12 protein-coding genes are annotated in these 19,238 nt (G+C 34.6%); 3 read left to right on the plus strand and 9 right to left on the minus strand.

Annotated elements, in window-relative coordinates; translation table 11 throughout:
- Positions 1-15: 15 nt before the first annotated feature.
- The 6 genes from ACTQ54_RS10500 to ACTQ54_RS10525 all read right to left on the minus strand — a co-directional run bounded on the left by ACTQ54_RS10500 (position 16) and on the right by ACTQ54_RS10525 (position 10,693).
- Positions 16-3,096, minus strand: coding sequence for an alpha-mannosidase (locus ACTQ54_RS10500; protein WP_441756659.1), 3,081 nt, complete (start codon positions 3,094-3,096; stop codon positions 16-18).
- A 143-nt stretch (positions 3,097-3,239) separates the two neighbouring features.
- Positions 3,240-4,874, minus strand: coding sequence for an extracellular solute-binding protein (locus tag ACTQ54_RS10505; RefSeq protein ID WP_441756661.1), 1,635 nt, complete (start codon positions 4,872-4,874; stop codon positions 3,240-3,242).
- A gap of 39 nt (positions 4,875-4,913) precedes the next feature.
- The gene (locus ACTQ54_RS10510; protein WP_441756663.1) at positions 4,914-5,822 is read right to left on the minus strand and encodes a carbohydrate ABC transporter permease; all 909 of its coding nucleotides are present in this window, start codon (positions 5,820-5,822) and stop codon (positions 4,914-4,916) included.
- 13 nt (positions 5,823-5,835) lie between these two features.
- Positions 5,836-6,780, minus strand: a complete 945-nt coding sequence (locus tag ACTQ54_RS10515) for an ABC transporter permease (protein WP_441756665.1) — start codon at positions 6,778-6,780, stop codon at positions 5,836-5,838.
- An 18-nt stretch (positions 6,781-6,798) separates the two neighbouring features.
- Positions 6,799-8,163 carry an alpha-L-fucosidase gene (locus tag ACTQ54_RS10520; protein ID WP_441756667.1) on the minus strand — a complete coding sequence of 455 codons (1,365 nt, stop codon included), beginning with the start codon at positions 8,161-8,163 and terminating at the stop codon, positions 6,799-6,801.
- A 277-nt stretch (positions 8,164-8,440) separates the two neighbouring features.
- On the minus strand, positions 8,441-10,693 hold the full coding sequence (locus ACTQ54_RS10525; protein ID WP_441756669.1) for a helix-turn-helix domain-containing protein: 2,253 nt from the start codon (positions 10,691-10,693) through the stop codon (positions 8,441-8,443).
- A gap of 350 nt (positions 10,694-11,043) precedes the next feature.
- On the opposite strand from ACTQ54_RS10525, the gene treP reads away from it, so the two are divergent.
- The 3 genes from treP (at position 11,044) to ACTQ54_RS10540 (ending at position 15,628) form a co-directional block, all read left to right on the plus strand.
- Positions 11,044-12,576, plus strand: coding sequence for a PTS system trehalose-specific EIIBC component (treP, locus tag ACTQ54_RS10530; RefSeq protein WP_441756671.1), 1,533 nt, complete (start codon positions 11,044-11,046; stop codon positions 12,574-12,576).
- 21 nt (positions 12,577-12,597) lie between these two features.
- Positions 12,598-14,256, plus strand: coding sequence for an alpha,alpha-phosphotrehalase (gene treC, locus ACTQ54_RS10535; RefSeq protein WP_441756673.1), 1,659 nt, complete (start codon positions 12,598-12,600; stop codon positions 14,254-14,256).
- Between the two features lie 148 nt (positions 14,257-14,404).
- On the plus strand, positions 14,405-15,628 hold the full coding sequence (locus tag ACTQ54_RS10540) for a GerMN domain-containing protein (protein ID WP_441756675.1): 1,224 nt from the start codon (positions 14,405-14,407) through the stop codon (positions 15,626-15,628).
- Positions 15,629-15,716: 88 nt separating this feature from the next.
- Here the strand turns inward: ACTQ54_RS10540 and ACTQ54_RS10545 are convergent, their stop codons facing one another.
- The 3 genes from ACTQ54_RS10545 to ACTQ54_RS10555 form a co-directional block, all read right to left on the minus strand.
- Positions 15,717-16,727, minus strand: coding sequence for a serine hydrolase (locus ACTQ54_RS10545; protein WP_441756676.1), 1,011 nt, complete (start codon positions 16,725-16,727; stop codon positions 15,717-15,719).
- 83 nt (positions 16,728-16,810) lie between these two features.
- Positions 16,811-17,527, minus strand: coding sequence for a trehalose operon repressor (treR, locus tag ACTQ54_RS10550; protein ID WP_441756678.1), 717 nt, complete (start codon positions 17,525-17,527; stop codon positions 16,811-16,813).
- Between the two features lie 300 nt (positions 17,528-17,827).
- Positions 17,828-19,129, minus strand: a complete 1,302-nt coding sequence (locus tag ACTQ54_RS10555) for a hemolysin family protein (RefSeq protein WP_441756679.1) — start codon at positions 19,127-19,129, stop codon at positions 17,828-17,830.
- Positions 19,130-19,238: the final 109 nt, after the last annotated feature.

Here is a 19,238-nt window from a genome sequence, read left to right on the forward strand (position 1 = left end):
TTCCCTTTCTTTTCATTATACAATTAATTTTATTGTTTGAATTTCATAAGGATTGAATGGAACTACAATATATCCTTCTTCATTTACTTCTAATGAATACAAATTATTTTCTAGTAAATCACACAGATAGGCTTCAGTGAAAGAATCATCCACTTTTAAATAAGCTGTTGTTCGCATATTTTGAAATTCAAATAAACGAATGATAATATCTTGGCTATCTTCAGCTAATTTAATACTATCTATCTGGATATTATCTTGCTCAACATATGCCCAAGGTTCTGTTCTTAGTGATTGAGTTGTATCATTAGTTGGTTGAACGATGATAGGTACATTTAATTCATGTGCTTCTTGAATTAATTTAGAATTTTGCCAGCTGCCTTTATGCGGATAAAAAGCATAAGTAAATGAGTGATAACCTTGATCTGCTTCAGGGTATGGATCGATAGGAGATTTAATAAGTGAAATTCCCATCTTCTTATAGGATACATTATAGCCATATTTACTATCTGTAATTAAACTAACTCCGTAATCACCTTCAGATAAATCCATCCATTTATGACCTGAAACTTCAAATCGTGCTTCATCCCAAGAAGTATTGCGATGAATAGGTCTTTCTAAGTTCCCAAATTGTGTATCAAAGACCGCTTTGTTTGTATGAATATCTACATCAAATTCAACCTTTAATAATTGTTGATGTTGATGCCAATCAACTTCTGTTTCAAAATCAATTCTTGGAGTATGATTATAAAAATGAATGGTTTGTTTAATTGTTGAATCTAAATAAGTATATGATAATTCTAAACTCTGACGAATTGGGCCGTTACATATCCAATGAATTTCTTTTAGTTGGTTCACATCCCACGCTTTATCTTTATAAAATGCGTCAATATCCCATGCGTCATAACTTAATGGGGTATCTTCATAAACTGTTAGCTGGTTGAATAAACCATCTTCAGTAATAATCTCACGTCTATTCACTTTATCGTAGAGTGAAGTGAATCTACCAACCTCATCTAAAATGATGTGATAGAAAGTTGTTTCAAATTCTTTTGCAGAAAGATTCAATTCAGATATCAGTTCTTTTTCTTTTTCATCTTGTGTTTGAACACGTAAGATTCCTCCTGCTAAGGCTGGGATATGATCAATTTTTACAAGAGATACTAAGTCATTTACTGCTTGTACTTCAATTTTTTCATCATTAAACCAGACTGTTTCGTTTGATTGGATAGGAAGCTTTAAAATAGATTGACGGCTGTGTGCAAGTGGGTTGAAGAGATAATATTCTCTATTATCTGATAGAGTTGTCTCGTCACTATTACTTGATGTAAAAGCAGCTTCAATTAAATATTGGGCTTTTTCAAAAATCCATTCATAGTCACGATCAGAATCATCGTATACTTCTTTTATTGAACTACCTGGTAAAATATCATGGAATTGAAGCAATAAAATTTTCTTCCATATTTGTTCAATCTCTTCTCGTGGATAATTAGAGCGATTTAAGATGACATTTAATTTTTCTAGTGTTTGGATTAGAAATTCACTTTGACGATTATTTTTCTTGTTTTTGGCTATTGAGGTATAGGTTCCTCGATGATACTCAAAATATAATTCTCCTGTCCACCGTGCAACATCTTTGTCAGAAATTTGTTTTTCTAAATCTACAAAAAAATCAAGACCTGTACTGTTTTTAACTTTTGGGATGCCCGGAAGACCATTTTTTAATCGTTTAGCAGTTTCCAACATTCCGCGTGTAGGTCCTCCACCTCCATCACCATAACCATAGGCATTTAAAATGGTATTATTTAGAGACTTATCAACATATCGATGCCAACTATTTTTTAATGTATAAGGATCTAGCATGCCGTTATAGGTTGTATAATGGGGTGTAGGGCTATAACCTTCACTGATTGTTGTAATAAAGTGGGTTAGTACTTCACTTCCATCAAGACCGCGCCAATAGAAAGTATCATGCGGGATTTGATTGCGATCATTCCAGGATAATTTAGTTGTCATAAAGTAAGGTGTATTTGTTTTCTTCATGATTTGAGGTAACGTGGCTGAGTAGCCAAAAACATCCGGTAACCAAGCGACTTTACTTTCGATACCAAATTCATTCTTTAAAAAGCGTTTACCATATAAAAATTGACGTACTAAAGATTCACCGGAGATAAGGTTTATATCGGACTCGACCCATAATGCACCTTCAGGTTGCCAACGCTTCTCTTCAATTTTCTTTTTTATATTTTCATATAATTCAGGATATCGCTCTTTAATATAGATATAAAGCTGAGGTTGACTCTGGATAAAGGTGTAATCTGGATATTCTTCCATAAACTTTACGACAGTTGAAAATGACCGTTCTCCTTTTTCAATGGCTTGTTCAACTGTCCAAAGCCAAGCAATATCAATATGCGTATGTCCCACGACAGAAACTTCAACAGGTAAATTAAAATCTGAATGAGTGTATAAGGTTTCTTTTAAAACCTTTTGTGCTTCAAGAAGACTCTTTGAATAGGTAGATGAATAAGGTTGACGCAAATCAAGTAATAAAGCTGCATGGTACATGTTTTTTAAGTAATAAGCCGCCACATCAGTTTCATTTAAAACTGCTCTCCAACCATCTAAAGCAACAGCAAAATCCCAATAAATTTCAAAAGTTAATTTATCAATAATAGCGATATTTAAATACATTGGAAATTGTTTTTCTTCTCTACCACTAAAAAGCTCAAGATTAAAAGCAACGTTTTGTTTTCCACTGAATGACTCATCTAAAAAAATATCGCGATGATTGACATCCATTGCTTGAACTAATTCCCCATCTAAGTAACATTTTAATTGAGGATTTGTTGTGCTATCAGATTCGGTTAAAGATGAAAAACATTGTAGAACAAGCTGTTCATTGTTCTTAACTTCTGGAAATGAGATCGTTCCAGTTAATGAATAGTAAGTATTTTTTGTACCAAAATAATTTCCTTGTGTATAGGGAGCGCTACCCTCATCTGAATGAAGTGTTAGATCAGTTAGAGGAATTATCTTTTTAGTAGATAATTGTTTTAAGCGATAGGTTTGTTTTCTAACATATTCTCTTTCATGCATAACATACAATCCCTTCTTTACAATAAAACATCTTCTTCGTGAAGATATAAATAATGTGTGATATTAACAATCTACACCTACATATATTTTGAATCACGAAGAAGATGATATGGCTTAAATCAGTGATATTTAATTAAAAGCTTTTATGAATTTGCCCAACGGTCATATGCATCTTGATAGATTTGGATATATTCTTCAACACCCATTGAATCAATGATGTTTAAGTAATTTTGCCATGTGTCATCATTTAACTCTTCAACACCTGTTATGAATTTTGCTTCCATTTCAGTTACAAATGTTGCTAAGTCAGTTGCATTAATACTGATGATATCTTGTTCTTCAACTGTTAAATATGTAATTGGGTAAGGTACTTCAGCATATGGTGTAACTTTTTCAGCTGTTTCTGCAACTAAGAAATCAAAGAATGTAGTATCTACCTCTTGATTTGGGTCTGCATAGATTGGATCTAAGTCAATTTCAAGAGCAGGTACTGGGATTCCATAAGCAGGCGTAATTTGTCCACGGTAATCCTCTGTATTGTCCAAGTTTACATTATCTAAATTAAATATTTTAACTTGTTCACCTTCATCATTTTCAGCGTAGTTCCATAAAGCACCTTCAGGACCTTGGTTTAATAATTCATATCCTTCTTCTGAATAGAAGTAGTCTACCCATTGGATAGATTCGGCAGGATACTCATTTTGTGAGGTAATAGCAAATGTTCCTGTTTGAATACGAGGACTCGCTACTGCTAAAGTTTCAGGGGAATATTCGCTTGTTAAGACTTGGAACATTGGGTTTGCAACTGCTTCTTTTTCTGAACCACCTAGTGTAAAGAATGAGAAGTAATCTTGGAAAACACCAATTTGGTTGTTTTGACCTTTAGCTTTTTTCTGTTCATTTGATTGAGAGAATGTTTCTGGGTCAAGTAAGCCATCCACATGTAGACGGTTCATATATTCTAAATAGGCACGATAGTTATCTGTGATTGGAGTGAAGCGAACAACGCCATCTACTTCATCAATGCTGTTTGACTTCAAACCGAAACTAGCCATCATATATAAACGAATTGTGTTTAACGCCACGTCGGTTAATGGAATTTCATCGGCTTCACCATTACCGTTAGGATCTTCTTCTTTCATTCTAACGAGTAAATCATAAAACTCATCTGTTGTAGTAGGAACTGTATCAACACCTAATGCTTCCATCCATGCCCCGTTATACCACATTGGACCTAAAGGCCAGATACTGTATGAACCACGGTTAATAACAGGTAAACTATAGATATGACCATCTGGTGCTGTGATTGATTTCCTAATATCTGGATTCTCGTCTAAGATTGCACTTAAATTAGGCGCATTTTCTTCTAAGTAATCTTCCAATGGGATTAAAATTCCTTGTGAACCATAATCAATTTCCATACCACGTGTTAAGTTGGAAGAACCAGCTGCAAAAATTACATCAGGAAGATCACCACTCGCAAAAGCTAAGTTTAAACGTGTACTAAAGTCAGACATTGGAGGAGTAATATATTCCCATTCAATATTTGTTAATCTTGTCATTTCTTGAAGAACTGGCATATCTTTCCATTCGGCCATACCTGTACCTGGAGCGATTAAGCTTAACTGAATTGGCTCTTCAACAATTGGGAAAGTTGTTAGTGTTCTGGCCTCATCATCTTCTTGTGCTAAAACCATTTGGCTACTGCTAGCAACTGAACCAACTAAAAATGTTGTAATGGCAAGTGAGCTGACAAATTTTGTTAATGATTTTTTCATATGTAAATCTCCTTTTTTTATTTTTTTGACTTTTTGCGATTAACCTTTCAATGAACCAACCAATACCCCCTTTACAAAATAACGTTGTAAGAACGGATACACCATGATAATTGGTAAAGTGGACACAATCATCACCCCGTACTTGATAACTTCTGATAATTGCTGCTTACTATACATCAAGGTTGCCATTGAACTCGATGTATTTTGAGCAGTCCCTGTGGAAGATAGGTCTTGTAAAACAAGTATTTCTCTCAAGACCATTTGTAGCGGATATTTAGACTTATCTGATAAATAAATTAAAGCACCAAAGTAACTGTTCCAATGGCCAACGCCATAAAATAATCCCATTACTGCAATGATTGGAACGGAAAGAGGGAGAACCACTTTGAGGAAAAGCGTAAAATCACCTGCTCCGTCAATAATTGCTGCTTCTTCTAATTCGGTGGGAATAGTAGTTTCAAAGAATGTTCGGGTAACGACTATATTATAAACAGATGCTGCTCCTGGAAGTACCAAAGCCCACATCGTATCTAAGATTCCAAGGCTACGAATTAATAAGTAACTTGGAATAAGTCCACCACTTACAAACATTGTTACGATCATAAAGTTCATAAAGACTTTTCTACCAAAAAAATCTTGTCGAGAAAGAGCATAAGCACAAGGTAAAGTAACAAATAGGTTGATACTTGTTCCTACAAGTGTATAAATAATTGTATTTAAATATCCTCGCCAAATTTGATCATTTTCAAAAATCGTTTGATAACCTTCCCAAGTAATATTCTTTGGTAATAACCACATTTCTCCTGAGTTAACAGACTGAGGATCACTGATGGAGGCACTTAAAATATAAATCAGGGGATAAAGCACTAAAATTAAGGCAATAATTAAAAAGATATAGACAATCCCTAAATAAATCTTATCTTGTAATAACATTTTTTGATTTTTCATTTCAGTCACCTCACTAAAATAGACTTGTTTCGCCGACTTTTTTAGCAATCCAGTTGACACATAACAGTAAGGATGCATTTATAACTGCCTCAAAGACACCTACTGCAGCCGCAAAACTGTATTGAGCATCAAGAAGACCTTGCTGATAAACGAAAGTTGCGATTACTTTTGAAGCGTCCATATTAAGTGGATTTTGCAATAATAGAATTTTTTCATATCCAGTTGCCATAATTGATCCAAAGTTCATAATCAATAAAATGACCATTGTTGGTAAAATAGTTGGAATATTAATATACCAAGTTCTTTGAACACGAGTTGCTCCGTCAATAATTGCTGCTTCATGAAGCTGCACATCAACACCAGCAAGAGCAGCAAAATAAATAACAGAACCCCAACCCGTTGACTGCCAAACTCCGGATAAAACATAAACTGTTTTAAAAAAACGTGGTTCTTGAAGAAAAGCAATTCGTTCAAAACCTAAGAAATCAAGTAAATGATTAATAATACCCGTACTCGGTGATAAAAAAGAAATTAACATACCAGAGACGACTACAACTGAAATAAAATTTGGTGCATACGTTGCCGTTTGAGTAAATTTCTTGAAAAAACCGTCTTTTACTTCATTTAAGAAGAGAGCGAGTAAAATAGGAAGTGGAAATCCTACGATTAGTTGATATAGACTGATTCCAAGTGTATTTTTAATCAGATCCCAGAAATAGTATGAGTTAAAAAACCTTTGAAAATGTTTAAAACCTACCCAAGGACTTCCGACAATACCTAATGAAGGCATATAATCTTTAAATGCTATGGTAATTCCATACATAGGGATGTATGAAAAGACAAAAAAAGTTATAAATGCAGGTAATACAAACAGGTATAATACGCGGCTTTTATATATTCTTTTTCTATAACTTTTAAAGGTAGATGTTTTTGTTGGTTTTGATATGACTTGTTGCATTTATGCTACCTCCTTCGGTTAATTGATTGTTGCTTTTAAGCCATACATACCTAAAACATTTGGATGTAATTGAGGGATATTGAATAAAACGTTACCATTTTGATCTTGGTTTAAATCTATTTCTTTTTGATTTGCCAAGTCAAAGAGTGTCACATCTAATTTATCTAAATGTTTATCTAGTAATTGATTTAAAGCAAATGGACCAGTATTTGGCATTTTATCCACATCAAAATATAGATAATAATCATTATCACGATGAACAATTTTGAAGTCTGTTTGCTGTTTATTAACTTCAATCAATGGTCGCGTAGAATAAATACCTTCGCTATAAATAGCCATCCAATCTCCCAAATCAGTCAAGATGGTTGTTTCTTCTTGAGTAATGGTTCCTTCAGGAGTAGGGCCAACGCCGATAACAAGGTTACCACCTTTTGAGACTACATCAACAAGATTTTTGATTATCATTGAACTTGGTTTAAACACATCAGTAGGAACATAACCCCAGTCATTACCTAAGGGAATATTACTTTCCCAGGCTTTAGAAGGAATTTCATCCCAATTTGGTATCCGTCTTTCTGGAGTTACATAGTTTTCATGGCGACCACCCATTGCTCGATTAACAATAATTAATTCGGATTGGTCTTCACGTGCTATTTCAGCTAATTGATCCATCTGAAGATTTTCATTCCCATAGCCGCACCATCCGGCATCTAACCATAAGAAGTCAACTTTTCCATAATTATGTGTCAACTCATGAATTTGCCGATGAACAAAAGTGACATATTTGTCCCATATTTCTGGATATTCCTTAGTATCATAATTAGCGTGTCTACCAGTAATTGAACCATCATCTATCCAATAATAAGGACTATACCAGTCTGCTTTTGAATAATATGCGCCTGCTGCAATATCATGTTGACGAAATGCTTCAAAGACTTTTTGGGTTGCATCTACCTTAAAAGGACTTTGTTTACCAGATACCTTAAATTCTGATTCCATGGTATTAAATAGATTAAAACCGTCGTGATGTTTTGTAGAGAATAGACCATATTTAATGCCTGCATATTGAAATAATTCAGCCCATCTATTAGGATCGAATGATGTTGGATTAAATTCACTGATTAAATTCCAATAGTCTAGTTTTAATGTCTCGATATCATCTCGCCAAGCTTTTGGTTCACGTGCCCATTCATCTTTTTCAGACAATTGCCATGATTCTACAATTCCAGCTTGACTATATAGGCCCCAGTGAATTAATACACCTAACTTTAAATCTTTAAACCATTCTAATCTTTTCTCAAGCATTTTAGATTCTGGATAAAGTTTATCGCTAGCTTCAGTATCAATAGAAGCCTCTACAATATCTCCACGTATTTCACTCATATATACACCTCTTTCTAATAGCATACTTACAATGTAATCGAATACAAAAGAATCATCAATTTGTTTTTTTTGTCCATATATGTTTATTTTCTATTGTCACGAAAGTTTATTTTAGTTAGCTTCTTTTTCGTTCACTATCAAAAAATAGTACTATTAAATTGTTATGATATGTTTTTTTAAGAAGGATGTGTTTTTTGTGAGCGTTTTAGTATCAATGAAAAAACCATATTTTTTAAATATCAATCCGTAACTGACAAATAAAAAATATGGTTTTGTTTTAAGTATGTTTTAATTCAGATTCGGCATTTTGATGTAAAATTCGATAGTCACCAGGTGTACATCCTACTGTTTTTTTAAAGTAGCGGAAAAAATTTGAGACATCCTGATAACCAGATTCTAAAATTATATCTTTAGCCGTTTTATCTGTTTCAATTAATTCTTGTTTGACATAATCAAGTCGTAATTTTTGAATGTATTTACTAAATGTTAAACCTGTTTCATCTTTGATAATACGATTTAAATAAGTTGTTGAATAGTCAAATTCAATGGCTAAAATTTCCAATGTAAAATCAATTTGACTGAATGACTCCTCAATACGATCAAACAATTTCAATTTCATTGTAGAAATGGATTGTTCTTTTTTATCATTAACAGCGTTACATAGCCAGTCAACTAAATCTCTAAGGTTTACAACAAAAACATCAAAATGCGTATAGCTCTCTAGTGGACTAATTAGCTTAATGGGAACTGTTATATTCATTTGACTACTTACTTTTAGACACAAATTAACGATTTCATATAGATAAAAATGTGCCATTGAACGATTGTGCGGATTTTCTTCAAAATAAGCGATCATTTCATTGAGTGATTTATGACAAAGTTCAGTATTCCCGTCAGTTAATGATTTTTGAATTTTAACAAAATGGTTTGAAAAAAAATAATCAAAATCAAAAGATGGAATGTTTTGTTGATCATCCATGACAAAGATAGTAGAATCCTTGTCTCCACTCGGTTGGTATTCTTTTAAAAATAAAGCATCCGTAAAAGAAGAGTAGATATCTTCATAAAGTTCAACGGTTTGCCCTACATAAATAGGGTATGTCAGATTGAGTACGGATTCAATATATTTTTGAACACCATAAACAACATCTGTTGAATCTAAGCGAGTCAAATCATAGTGGCAAATAAGGATAAAATAATCATTCATATTCTCTACTTCTAAACAATCGACTTCATATGATGGGTGAAGAATAGGAAAAGAATTAACAAATAGTGATTTATCATTGTTAGTTTTATTTTTTGATTTTTCAGATGCATAATCCACTAAAATTGTAAAGAATCCTACATCATCATAATCAGCAAAGGTGGCTGCTAACAATTCAGATTCTTTAGGTGAAATTTTTCTACCTTCAGTCAACTGTAACAGCCAAGATAATTTTGAAGCGTATTGTTGAGAATACAATGACTCGTTAAGCTGAGTATTCATTTCTATCAAACGACTCACCGTTGATTGAATTTGATTGACAATATTAGTTTGAACGGGTGATTGAATAGATGATAAAGGGATAACATCTAGTTTTTCACGCATTTTCTTAATCGGTAAGTATTGTCTTAATGCAAAATAGAGACAGAATATTAAACCGATCAGACCTAAAATTAATCCAATGATTAAGAAATCAATGAGCATTCGACGTAACGGTTTGTTAAAAGTTGAAATAGGAACTAGAGAAATCAGTCGGAAAGGATGATTTGAATTCAACTCTAATAAATATGAGTCGTCCATAGTAGTTGAAAAATTGACAATTTGCTCAAGCTTTTCAGGATGATTGCTCATTTCATCTAAGTCAGCCGATAAGTAAGTGATAATTTGGTTATTTGAATCCATTAAAATGAATTGTGTATCAGAAGAACTCGATAAATAATAATCGAGATAGGTTTTATTCAGCATATAAATAAGATACCCATGCGGCGACTTGGATGAAGTCAAGATGGGAGTTGAGTAAAAGAGATAATTCTTATCATCGCTGTTTTTTAATGTAAAGAAATGTGATCTATTTTCTTTAAAGTGCATTAAAGCTTCTACTAATGGTAAATCAAATAATTTAAGTTTTGAATAAATAAAAACATCATCTGTGTAATGTCCTAATGATGAATATAAACGGCTACTTTCTGGATAATAAATAAAAATTTCATCGACAAAAGGTAAAGAATTCATATGAGATTGAATGGTATCTTTTGTTTGAGTTGTAACAGCACGGGTTCTAATATAATTTTCCGTTAAAGTAGTATCATATGATATTTGAGATGAAATTTGATTCAATGAATCATTCACATTTTTAAGTTGTAGATTTGCTTGTTCAAGCTTATTTAATTCTAATTCTTTCATTTGTATATGGGTATTATTGAAAAATGAATAAAATAAAATAGATGAAAGGATTAAAAACGGTAAAAGAAAAACTAATAAATAGGGTACAAAAAATGACCGAATATTTCTATCAGCGAGTGTCTCATAGTGCAATTCCTTAAACATTCTCTCACCTCTTAGAAAGGTTAATTTTAATTTATAATATTAATTAATATATCAAGAATAACCTTGCTACACCGTTTAGTCAAGCGATTTCAAAATGATAGTAATAAACGACAAAAAGTATGATTTTTTGGCTAATAATATAGCTGTATTTCTTCTTATTGGATAATTAAAAAACCGATAGAATAGATAACTAAAAACTAGTATTTAACCCTCCGTTCGCCAAAAGACCAAACAAAAGCATAAGAATAGATTAAGTTTTATTTATTTTAATCTAAATAATTGCATAATAATCCTAGACAAACTAAAATGAAATAAAGTTGTATAGACAACTAATTTAAGGAGGTCAGGATATGGCTAAGTTTGAACAAGATGCAAAGGCGCTCTTGGAACATATTGGTGGATCAGAAAATATTAGTGCAGCAACGCACTGTGCAACGCGTATGCGTTTTGCATTGAAAGATCCGGCAAAAGCAGATGTGAAGGCAATTGAAGAGATTCCTTCGGTAAAAGGTAGTTTTACACAGGCAGGACAATTTCAAGTAATTATCGGAAACAATGTTTCAGAATTTTACAAAGATTTTGCGGCTATTTCAGGTGTACAGGAAGCAAGTAAGGCAGATGTTAAACAAGCATCAGAAGCTAACCAAGTATGGTGGCAACGTTTAATGACATTTTTAGCAGAAGTTTTTGCACCAATTATTCCGGCAATTATTGTTGGGGGACTTATTTTAGGTTTTCGTAATATTTTAGAAGGTGTTGGATTTTCAGCTTTAGGTCAAATGGTGGTTGATGGTGTACCTGAGGTTACGGCTGATGGGTCACCTATCTATAATACAATTGTGAATGTAAGTCCATTCTGGAATGGGGTTAACCACTTCTTATGGTTACCAGGAGAAGCGATTTTCCACTTCTTACCTGTTGGGATTACATGGTCGGTTACACGTAAATTAGGTACAACACAAATTTTAGGGATCGTTTTAGGACTTACCTTAGTATCCCCACAATTATTAAATGCTTATGGTGCTGCAGGTGCTTTGGCAGATGGGACAGTTCCACAATGGGACTTCGGTATCTTCCAACTTGATATGATTGGTTACCAAGCTCAAGTGTTACCAGCGATGTTTGCGGGAATTGCTTTATCTTATCTAGAAAAATTCTGGCGTCGTGTCGTTCCAGAGATGGTTTCAATGATTTTAGTTCCATTCTTATCACTTTTACCTGCTGTAATTTTAGCACATACTGTTTTAGGACCAATCGGTTGGTGGTTAGGTAGTCTGATTTCTGATGTTGTTTTAGCAGGATTAGAAGGACCGTTAAGCTGGTTATTTGGATTACTTTTTGGAGCACTTTACTCTCCACTTGTTATTACAGGATTACACCATATGACAAATGCAATCGACTCTCAATTGATTGCTGATACACATTCAACAGGTTTATGGCCAATGATCGCTCTTTCAAATATGGCACAAGGTTCAGCCGTTTTAGCTGTTTGGTGGTTAACACGTAGAGATGAGGAAGAGTCTCAAATTACGATTCCATCGGCTGTTTCTGCTTACCTAGGTGTTACAGAACCGGCTATGTTTGGGGTAACGTTAAAATATGTTTACCCATTTGTGGCTGCTATGGCAGGATCAGGTATCGCTGGTTTAATTTCAACTATGGGTAACGTGCAAGCAAACTCTATTGGTGTTGGTGGTTTACCTGGATTCCTAGTTATCCAAGCAAACTCACAAGGATGGTATTGGATTGCAACAGCAGTTGCATTGATTGTTCCATTTATTTTAACCTTAATATTCCATAAAACAGGATTCTTAACGGAAGCTGGTTTAAACTTTGATATTCCATTCTTCAACAATTCGTCAAAAGAAGGTTCTAAAGCATAATTTAAAAAAGGAGTCGTCACTTTGAGTAAGACAAAAAGAGTTATTTACCAAGTTTATCCCAAGTCATTTTATGATACGAATGGTGATGGTATCGGTGATTTGCCAGGGGTAACCCAAAAACTTGATTATATTGCTGATTTAGGTGTGGATATGATTTGGTTAAATCCCTTTTATCCATCTCCTCAAAATGATAATGGCTATGATGTGAGTAATTATACAGCTGTTGACCCAATGTTTGGCACGATGGACGATTTTTCCCATCTTATTGAAGAAGCAGGTAAACGTGGTATTGATATCATGTTAGATATGGTTTTAAACCATACATCAACCGAACATGAATGGTTTCAAAAAGCTTTAGCAGGAGATCCTTATTATCAAGACTTTTACTATTTAAGACCTGCTAAAAAAGATGGCTCGTTACCAACGAATTGGGACTCCAAATTTGGAGGACCGGCTTGGGAACCATTCGGGGATACAGATCTATATTACTTACATTTATTCGATGTGACACAAGCCGATTTAAATTGGCATAATCCAAATGTTCGTCAAGCCCTATTTGATGTCGTGAACTTTTGGATTGATAAAGGGGTTAAAGGATTCCGTTTTGATGTATTAAATGTTATCGGAAAATCAGAAGATTTTGTGGACAGTGAAAAACCAGGTTCTTCACAAGAAAAACGTCTTTATACCGATACCCCAATTGTTCACGAGTGGATTCATGAACTGAATCAAGCAACATTTGGATCAAAAGAAGGTTTTACGACTGTCGGCGAAATGTCTTCTACGACTGTAAAAGATGGTATTCAGTATTCAAATCCTGAAGCCAATGAGTTGAGCATGATTTTCCAATTCCATCATTTAAAGGTAGACTATGCTGATGGAGAAAAATGGACGAATCCTCCATTTGATTTTATCGAATTAAAACGCATTTTAGATGATTGGCAAACAGGAATGTCGGATGGGAATGGTTGGAATGCTTTATTCCTTAATAACCATGACCAACCACGTTCAAATAGTCGCTTTGGGGATGTGGAAAATTATCCATTTGAGACTCAAACGATGTTAGGTCAAACCATTCAATTCCTCCGTGGAACACCTTATATTTTCCAAGGGGAAGAAATTGGGATGACGAATCCAAATTACACGTCAATTTCTGATTACAAAGATATTGAAACATTGAATAACTACCAAATCCTTAAGGATAAACATATTCCAGAAGATGACATCATGGCTATCATTCAGTCCAAATCACGTGACAATGCGCGTACACCGATGCAATGGGATGATAGTGAACATGCTGGATTCACTACTGGAACGCCATGGTTGAAAGTTGCAGAGAATTATCCTCAAGTAAATGTTTCTACTGAGCGCACAGAAGGCAAAATCTTTAGCTATTATCAAGACTTGATTCGGTTAAGAAAGTCACATGATATTATTAGCGAAGGAACTTACCGTGGGTTATTCCTAGATCATCCTGCGATTATGGCCTATGTTCGTGAATTGGACGGACAACAGTTACTTGTTCTAAGTCATTTTTATGCAGGAGATGTCAGCATTGAATTACCAGAAGAATTTCGTGGACGTTCAGCCAGAAAATTGATTGGTAATGGACCATTGGCATCACTGAGTGAGAATGTAACGCTGTCTAACTATGAGACAGTATCCTTTCTACTGGATTAATTAAAGCCATTAAACTATCAAAACACTTTTTATGAGTGTTTTGATAGTTTCTTTTATTATATTTATTTAAAAAGGTTTTAATTATGATTTTTGTTGGATAATTTTATGTTATAATTAACGGGAATCTTAAGAGGAGAACCTTTAATAAATGAATAAATATAAATATTTATATATTATTGTTTTTTCAATTTTTTTAGTGGGATGCAGTAATGAGCCGATGATTCGTCTTAGTGAAGAAAATCAGGCGATTTTAGAATCGAAACGGCAAGCATCGATTGAAGAAGCAAAGAAACGAGAAAATGAATTGGCTTCGATAGAAAATGAAGCGTCTGTCAACGAATCGACTGAAAGCTCATCTCAAGAAGAAGCGACAAGCTCTGTTGCCAGTGAAGAAAGCGTAGAAGATGAAGCTTTAACAATTATTGATCCTAGTACTTGGACACAGGCCGCAGACGGAACAGTGTGGGAATTAAGTAACTTTGTTCCCTATCAAATCAACCAAATCAGACAGTTTTCAACGTCTTCAAGTCGTTTGACGACCTATGTTGATTTTACGAATGAAGGGCAAACGGCTTGGCAAGTTAGAGAAATCAATCAAAGTCAGCCAAAGACTCATTTAATTGAATTACAAACTAACCAGATTACACAAGTTAGTTTGACTGAATCGATTAGACCATTTATGAATTATTTGTCGACATTAACGACACAAGGTCAGAATCAGAAAATTTTATTACAAGCCCCAGTTACCACTGAGACAGCTTGGACAAATGCCGATGGCTCGACTGCGAGTATTACCGCCATGTATGATGCGATTAAAATAAATGGTCAATCTTATGCTAATGTCGTTGAAGTCACTTCTGCTGATGAAAAGCGTTATTATGGTGAAAATCAAGGATTATTGCTTGTTTTAACAGATGCGGACTCCATCGTTTTAGAAACATTGGCGGATAATGTGCAAATTGTTGTTCCCTATACTGTCTGGTTACCAAACGAAGATACAGATGCGACAACTTTATTGACACAAAAAGAAGTTGATATCAATTGGCAAACAAATTCTACCGCTGGCAGTATTATGACCCAATTCTTTAGAAATCAAAATTGGCTTAACGACTCTGTTAGCATCAATAGTGTGAGTCTGATGGAAAATACAGTCACAGTTGATTTTACAGCCGGCGTTGTAGCGGCGATGAATAGTCACCCTGCTAAAGAACAAGGTGTGATTCCCGCTATCGTTGCGACCATGGCTGATCTGTTTTCGGTTGAAAATGTTGTCTTAACGGTAAATGGCAATGGCTTGTTGCCGGATGTTCTACCCTACCCAACTGGAGGCAGTTGGCAAGTCGATCCAAGTTGGATGACCCAAACAAATTAAAATAAAACCCGCTATGAAGACTGTCTTAACAGTATTCATAGCGGGTTTTTAAGTTGATTTATTAGTTTAAGCAGAGATATTTATTGGGTTAGTTAATGGAAGCTGTCGCGATTTCATTGGACCATTGGTTGACAATCAAATTCAACTCGCCAAGGAAAATTTCAGGATAATCTGAATCCCGTGTCATCACGACTAAAGTGTACACCGGCTCACCATCCCCATAATAAATACCACTGTCATTTAACATACCTTCGTACTGACCGTATTTTGTTGCCATATTATTGACAAAAAGTGAGAATAATTGCTTAGGATATGATTGCATCATCAAGTCTATCAAAGGTTCATACTTAGGATCATTGGCAATTTTAACTAAAGCTTCATTCATCATATAAGCTGAACCATAATTATCATAATAATAAATATCATCGACATCATAGTATTCCACAAAGTCTAACAAAGCTGTTCTAAAGTTGCCATAATTATTCAAATAATAATAATATAAAATAAATGATGCCGTATTATCAGAATAGACAATGGCTTGATAGGCCAACTCTTCTAGGGAATAATAATCTCGTTTTTCTCCTGCTGTAATATCGCCTGCCCCATCTTGGTAGTATTCATCGTAGTAAGGTAATTGACTGTCCCAACTTAAGTAGCCTGCATCGATTAAATCAATATACATTGCGACCATGGGAACTTTATATAAACTGGCGACAATCATTTGCTCATCTTCATTAATATAAAGATTTTCCCCAGTTTGAAGGTTTGTATAAGCGACTGCCACTTGAGAATAATCTAAACCATATTCATCAATTAAGTCATAAATCGCTTCAGATAATGAATTGTAATGGTCCAAATTGGGTGCTTCAACCCCAAGATTTGCCATTGCTTGCGTATCATATCTTTCTAAAGTCGTATCGGAATTTTTGGCAGCTGATTCAGTTTTTGTTTCATCGGTTTTATTTTCTGATTTATCACTGCTACTCACGATATTTTCAGCAATTTCCGGCCAAATATTAGCAGAAACATTCACCAGTGGTGACTGGTTAAAAACAAACAATGCCAACGTTGTCAAAAGTGTACATTTAATAAGGCGCATAATAACTCACTTTCTCTAAACCTAACGGTTGATAATTATAAAGAACATTCTAACAGTATACACAAATATGTAAATACTATGATTTAAAAGAAATAACGGCGGCGCGCAAATTCAGAAAAACGAAAACGATCCAAGCGGTGACGGGACCGCGTTAGCTGAAAGAAAGTCATATTTTCTAAAAAGACATGGCTTTCTACATTGATAATATAATCAAGCTCAGTTAAGGACATTAATTCTTGATCAAGTTCACTTGCTTTTTCGGCTGTAAATTCTTTTTTAGCATAATCAATTTTTAACCCCAGCTCCCCTTCAAAGTACTGATAAATCGAATGGTTTGCTGCCTGGTCGGGTATGGAATTGACAACCGACTGCCTAATGTAGTCTTCATCAATAATAACCGTTTCACCATTAATTTTTCGAGCGCGAATTAAATGAATAAATAACTCTTCATCCGCTATGTCGTACAAGTCATACAAAAATTGGGGTAATTCAACTAATTCATTTTTTATCAACAGTGTTTCGGAATCAAAACCTTGCTCACTTTGTAATTCTTGGTAACTAATCAGACCTGAAATAGGAAATGAGTAGAGTGAATGATTTAATACAATGGACCTTCGTCCATGTTGCTTTTGAATATAGCCATTTTCGGTTAACAACTTCAACGTTTTCCGAATTGTTTCCCTTGAAACTCTATATAACTTAGCTAAATCATTTTCTGTTGGTAAAGGACTACCGATGGGATAGGTATTATCTTTAATTTTTGCTTCTAAATCTAAGTAAATTCGTTCGTATTTATTCATCCATTCACACCTCCTTAAAGTCCTCTCAATATTGTATCAAAATTCTAGCAGCCTTGGCTATTTGAAAAGCAAATTTAATAAATAATCAATGCTTTTTAAGTATAAATGGTTGGGATGAAGAATTTGGGCCAAATATCTCTCAATCATTTGCAAATCCGCGTGACATGATAATAATAGTAAAAAAACAGAAACCACTAATCCATTTATGAGTTAGTGGTTTCTGTTTTTTTAGGTTGCTGAGACCTTTGTACCAGTCTTATCCTCAACGAGTTTAAACCATTTTTTAGTCGGCAGTGATATTTATTCGTCTTCAAGGGGCACGGGGGTTTCTTGGCGGGTCACTTTAAGTTCTAACACAGTGGCTTCGCGGACTTGTGTGAGTTCCAGTAGATAATAATCTAATTTAAGTGTTTGGCCAATGGTGTTTTGACTTGGAATTAATCCGGACACATAGGTGAAGTAGCCACCAATAGTGTCAGCTTCGTTGCTGGTTAAAACTGTTTCAAAATATTGGTTGAAATCATTCAGATTCATCAGACCTTTAACGATCCAAGTTTTTTCATCGACGGGGGTGACCATATCTTCGTGAAGGGGATTATCGTATTCGTCGTAAATTTCACCGACGATTTCTTCAATGATATCTTCCAAGGAAACAATCCCTGCGGTTTGACCGTATTCGTCTTTGACGACAGCGAGGTGGCTGTTGCTGGCTTGCATTTGGGTCATGGCATCATCTAATGACAGTGTTTCGGGAATATTGAGCGGATCATGGGCTAGGTCTCGGATGTCGATATCTTCATAGGAATCGGCCAGTAAATTAGCTTTTAAGTAATCTTTCACTAAAAGAATCCCTAAAATAGTATCTTTGTCATCTTCGTAAATGGGGATACGTGAGTAAGTTGAATTCACGATGGCTTCGTGATTTTCGGCTTTATCATCATCGATGTCAATCAAAAATGCTTGATTACGTGGTGTCATGACAGCCCGAACAATTCGGCGATTCAGTTTTAAGACACCTTCCATCATGCCGACTTCCTCTTCTTCTAGAGCGCCGTCTTCTCCACCTCGAATGACGATTTCACGAATGTTGGTGAAGGTAAGTTTTTCATCTTCATTAGAAAAGTCAATAGGTAGGAGTGCTTGGAAAAAGTTGAGTGCTTTGGTTAAGAACCAAACAACCGGTTTAAAAACGGTATAAACAATATTTAATATAGTAGAAGAAATGGTAGAGTACTTTTCTGGAATTGCTTGTCCAATTGATTTAGGTAAAAGCTCACCAAAGATTAAGGTTAACAAAGTTACAACGAGTGAAATCACAAGGTTGGCACCTTGTTCACCAATGTAAGGAGATAGGAATTGTGATAACCCACTGGTTGCAAAGGAAGCATTTAAGGTTCCAATTAAGGTAATGGCAACTTGAACAACCGCTAAGACACGATCTTGATTTCGGTAAAGGCGTAAGGTTAATTGGGCGCGTTTGCTACCTGACTCCGCTTGTTTTTCTAATTTATTTTCATTGGCTGTAATAAATGCCATTTCGGATCCAGAGAAAAAACCGTTGAGCAAAGTAAAGACGACAATTAATAAAATGGAAGCTAACATTTGAAAATCCTTTCTTAATTTTAAGTTATTAGTCTTGTGTGTATTAAGACTATTATATAAAAGTTTTCTATATAAATACAAGGAAAGTTCTTATGATTTCCTTGCATTT

Origin of the sequence: Fundicoccus sp. Sow4_H7, from assembly GCF_052115865.1 — a bacterium.
In the GTDB taxonomy this organism is placed as follows: domain Bacteria; phylum Bacillota; class Bacilli; order Lactobacillales; family Aerococcaceae; genus Fundicoccus_A.